Consider the following 3,498-nt stretch of genomic DNA (forward strand, 5'->3'; position numbering starts at 1 on the left):
GTGCCGGGCCGAGGAAGGAGCGCCGGGAGGACGGAGGGGCGCTGGGGGACGAGGGGCGAAGCCCACCGGCAGGGCCGGGCAGGTCCGGGCAGGGGAGGCGGTGGCGGGAGTCCGGTGCCGCCTGCCGGGCCGGCGCGGTGGGCGTCCGACGCGGGCGCGTAGTTCACTGGGCCGGGTGGACTGTCTCTTCTGTGCCATCGCCGCCGGGGAGGAACCCGCCCACCGGGTGCTCGACGACCCGGTGGCGGTGGGCTTTCTCGACACCCGGCCGCTGTTTCCCGGGCACGTGCTCGTGGTGCCTCGGCGGCACGTTCGCACGTTGACGGACCTGCCCGCGTCCGAACTCGGACCGTACTTCGCACGGGTGCAGGGCCTCGCGGCTGCGGTGGAAGCGGCCATGGCGGCAGCGGGTTCCTTCGTGGCCCTCAACAACCGGGTGAGCCAGTCGGTGCCGCATCTGCACACCCATGTGGTGCCGCGCAACCCGAAGGACGGGCTGCGCGGCTTCTTCTGGCCGCGCACCCGCTACGAGGACACCGCCCACGCCGAGACGACCGCAGCACGGATCCGTGCGGAGCTCAACCGGTCCGCCGAGCTCTGAACGCGGCACGTCCCACTCCGCCGGCCGAGCGCAGCCACGTCCCGGTCTGCCACGTCCCGGCCTGCCCGGGTGTCAGGTGCGCAGCGCGACGACCGATTCGACGGTGTCGGCGTCCTCCGGGGCCTTGTCCTCCCGGTAGCGGACCACGCGGGCGAATCGCAGCGTGACTCCGTCCTGGTACCGGGTGGAGCGCTGCACGCCGTCAAAAGCGACCTCCACGACCAGCTCCGGCCGCACGACCACCCCCCAGGCAGGTGACTCCACGGCCAGTTCCCGCAAACGCTCGGTCTGCCACTGGAGCAGTGCGTCGGTCAGCCCTTTGAACGTCTTGCCGAGCATGGCGAACGATCCGTCCGGGCGGCGGGCGCCGAGATGCAGGTTGGACAGCTTGCCGGTGCGGCGGCCGTGGCCCCACTCCGCGGCGAGCACCACCAGGTCCAGGGTGTGGACCGGTTTGACCTTGAGCCAGGACGCGCCCCGGCGCCCTGCCCGGTACTCGGCGTCCAGGGCCTTGACCACCACTCCCTCATGCCCTCTCCGCCGCACCTCCTCGGTGAACTCCCGGGCAACCGCACGCTGCTCGACGTCCTGCGGCTCACGCACCTCCACGCGGCGCACGCGCTCCGGCTCGGGCACCACCCGGGCCAGCCGGGCGTGGCGCTCGCTCGTCGACAGGTCGAGCAGGTCCTGGCCGTCCACCGCGAGCAGATCGAAGAAGACGGCCGAGAGCGGCATGGTCCGCTGAGCGGCCGGCACGTCCAGGCGTGAGCCGACCCGGCCCGACACCTCCTGGAACGGCCGTGGCCGGCCGTCCTCGTCCAAGGCGATCACCTCACCGTCCACCACGGCCTGCTCGGCGTCGAAGCCCCTGGCCGCCGCGCACACCTCCGGCAGCCGGTCGGTGATCTCGTCGAGAGTGCGTGTCCACACCCGGACCTCGTCACCGTCCAGATGCACCTGGACACGGATGCCGTCGAGCTTCTCCTCCACCACGCACGGCCCCAGCCGGTCCACGGCCTCGTCCACGTCCTTCGCCGAGTGGGCCAGCATCGGCTGCACGGGGCGGCCGACCGTCAGCCGGAACTCGGCGAGGGCCTGGGGCCCGTCGGCGAGCAGGGCCTCGGCGACGGAGCCGAGCGAGCCGCCCAGCATCACCGCTCTGCGCACGTCCGAGGCATCGGCACCCGCGGCCGCCGCCAGGCCCTCGACGGCCAAGGCGTCCAGAGCGCCCTGGCGCAGCTCACCGCTGATCAGCCGCACCAGGAAGTGCTGCTCCTCCTCGGTGGCGGACGTCATCAGCGTGGCCAGCAGATCCCGGCGCTGCTGCACCGCTCCCTTGCCGGACACCCCGGCGATCCGCTCCAGCGTGTCGTGGACCTCGGCGACGGTGAGCAGGCCGGTCGGCGCCGGGGGGTGCGACTCCGTCAGCGTGCGCCACCCCACCCCGATGCGTCGCTGGGGCAGCCGGCCCGCCAGGTAGGTGACGGCGATCGGTGCCTCGGCGGGCTCGGCGGTGGAGAAGAGCCTGGCGAGCAGGGCGACCTTCTGGGAGCGGGCGGAGGTGGCCGCCACCTGTTGGGACGTTCGGGCGAGATCAGCCAGCAGCATCCCTCCATACTCACCCGGCCGCCGCCCGGACGCAGTACCACCGGGCGGCGCGGCTCATCGGAAGCGGCCGCGGCCCCTGGCCGGCCTGCGCGTCCCGGTCGTTGCCGTCCTGCTCATCGCGCCCCCTGCACAGCCTGTGGTCGTCTCGTCACCCGCACCGGCCCCGGTGCGGGGCTGTGCGTGCTACGCACGCGCTTTCGCGTACACCATAAACAACAGGTTTATGTTATACACGAAGCCATGGGAAGCAACAGTCCCCCCAGGGAGTACGGCCCCACCGGGCTGCCGCCCGGCGTCGAGACCGCCTGGGGGCTGCGGGAGCGGCCGGGCAAGGGCCGCCGGCCCGGCCTGAGCGTCGACCGGATCGTGGCCACCGCCGTGGAGGTGGCCGACGCGGAAGGGCTGGGCGCGCTCACGATGAGCCGGGTGGCGGCCGAGCTGGGGGTGTCGACGATGGCTCTCTACCGGTACGTCGCGGCCAAGGACGACCTGCTGGTCCTCATGGAGGACGCCGCGGCCGGCGACCCGCCCCCGCCGCCGGGCCCGGGGGAGGACTGGCGGGCCGGCATCACCCGGTGGGCGTGGGCGTACCGCGAGATGCTGCACCGCAACCTGTGGATGCTGCGCATCCCGGTGAGCACCCCGCCGGTCACGCCCAACTCGGTGGCGTGGACGGAGGTCGGCCTGAACTGCCTCGCCGGTACGGGGCTGGACGCCGGGGCCCGGTGGGGCGTGCTCACGCTGGTCAGCGGGTACGTGCGCAGCGAAGCGTCACTCACGGCCGACATGGCGGCGGCTGCCCGCGCCGCGGGCACCACGCTGGTGGAGGCGACGGCTGCCTACGGCCTGTTGCTGGGGCGGCTCACGGCTGACGGCCGGTTCCCGGCCGTCGGCGAGGCGATCGGGTCAGGAGCGCTCAACGAGCCGGGCAGCCCTCAGCAGGACTTCACCTTCGGTCTCGGGCTGGTGCTGGACGGTGTCGAGTCGTACGTAACGAGAGGAGGCCACGATGCGCGCACGTGACCGTGACCGTGACGAGGAGGGCCGGGCTCGCAACGCCCGCCCCCGGGACGCGCTCGGCCGTCCGCTGCCGCACGGGGCGCCCGGCGTGGAGCGGCAACCCGAGGGGGTGCTGCGGACGCCGGAGGAAACGCTCGCCGAGGCGCAGCGCCTGCTCGACGAGGGCAGGCCGTTCCACGCGCACGAGGTGTTCGAGGACGCCTGGAAGTCCGGGCCGGCGGCTGAGGAGCCGCTCTGGCGGGCGCTGGCCCAGCTCGCCGTCGGAGTCA

At 73.5% G+C, this 3,498-nt stretch carries 4 protein-coding genes; 3 read left to right on the top strand and 1 reads right to left on the bottom strand.

Annotated elements, in window-relative coordinates; translation table 11 throughout:
- Window positions 1-175: 175 nt before the first annotated feature.
- Window positions 176-601, top strand: a complete 426-nt coding sequence (locus ACYVE9_RS19405) for an HIT family protein (protein WP_461029156.1) — start codon at window positions 176-178, stop codon at window positions 599-601.
- A gap of 72 nt (window positions 602-673) precedes the next feature.
- Here the strand turns inward: ACYVE9_RS19405 and ACYVE9_RS19410 are convergent, their stop codons facing one another.
- Entirely contained in the window at window positions 674-2,209 is a 1,536-nt protein-coding gene (locus ACYVE9_RS19410; RefSeq protein WP_461029157.1) for an ATP-dependent DNA ligase, read from the bottom strand.
- A gap of 240 nt (window positions 2,210-2,449) precedes the next feature.
- Here ACYVE9_RS19410 and ACYVE9_RS19415 point away from each other — a divergent pair, with 240 nt between their 5' ends.
- Both ACYVE9_RS19415 and ACYVE9_RS19420 read left to right on the top strand, forming a co-directional pair.
- On the top strand, window positions 2,450-3,232 hold the full coding sequence (locus ACYVE9_RS19415; RefSeq protein ID WP_461029158.1) for a TetR/AcrR family transcriptional regulator: 783 nt from the start codon (window positions 2,450-2,452) through the stop codon (window positions 3,230-3,232).
- A partial coding sequence (locus ACYVE9_RS19420) for a DUF309 domain-containing protein (protein ID WP_461029159.1) occupies window positions 3,219-3,498 on the top strand: 280 nt, incomplete at its 3' end. The genes ACYVE9_RS19415 and ACYVE9_RS19420, both read left to right, overlap by 14 nt.

Source organism: Streptomyces sparsus (assembly GCF_054776295.1).

Coding starts and splice junctions, on each gene's coding strand:
- ACYVE9_RS19415 (WP_461029158.1), top strand. CDS start 2,450: ATGGGAAGCAACAGTCCCCCCAGGGAGTACGGCCCCACCGGGCTGCCG.
- ACYVE9_RS19410 (WP_461029157.1), bottom strand. CDS start 2,209: ATGCTGCTGGCTGATCTCGCCCGAACGTCCCAACAGGTGGCGGCCACC.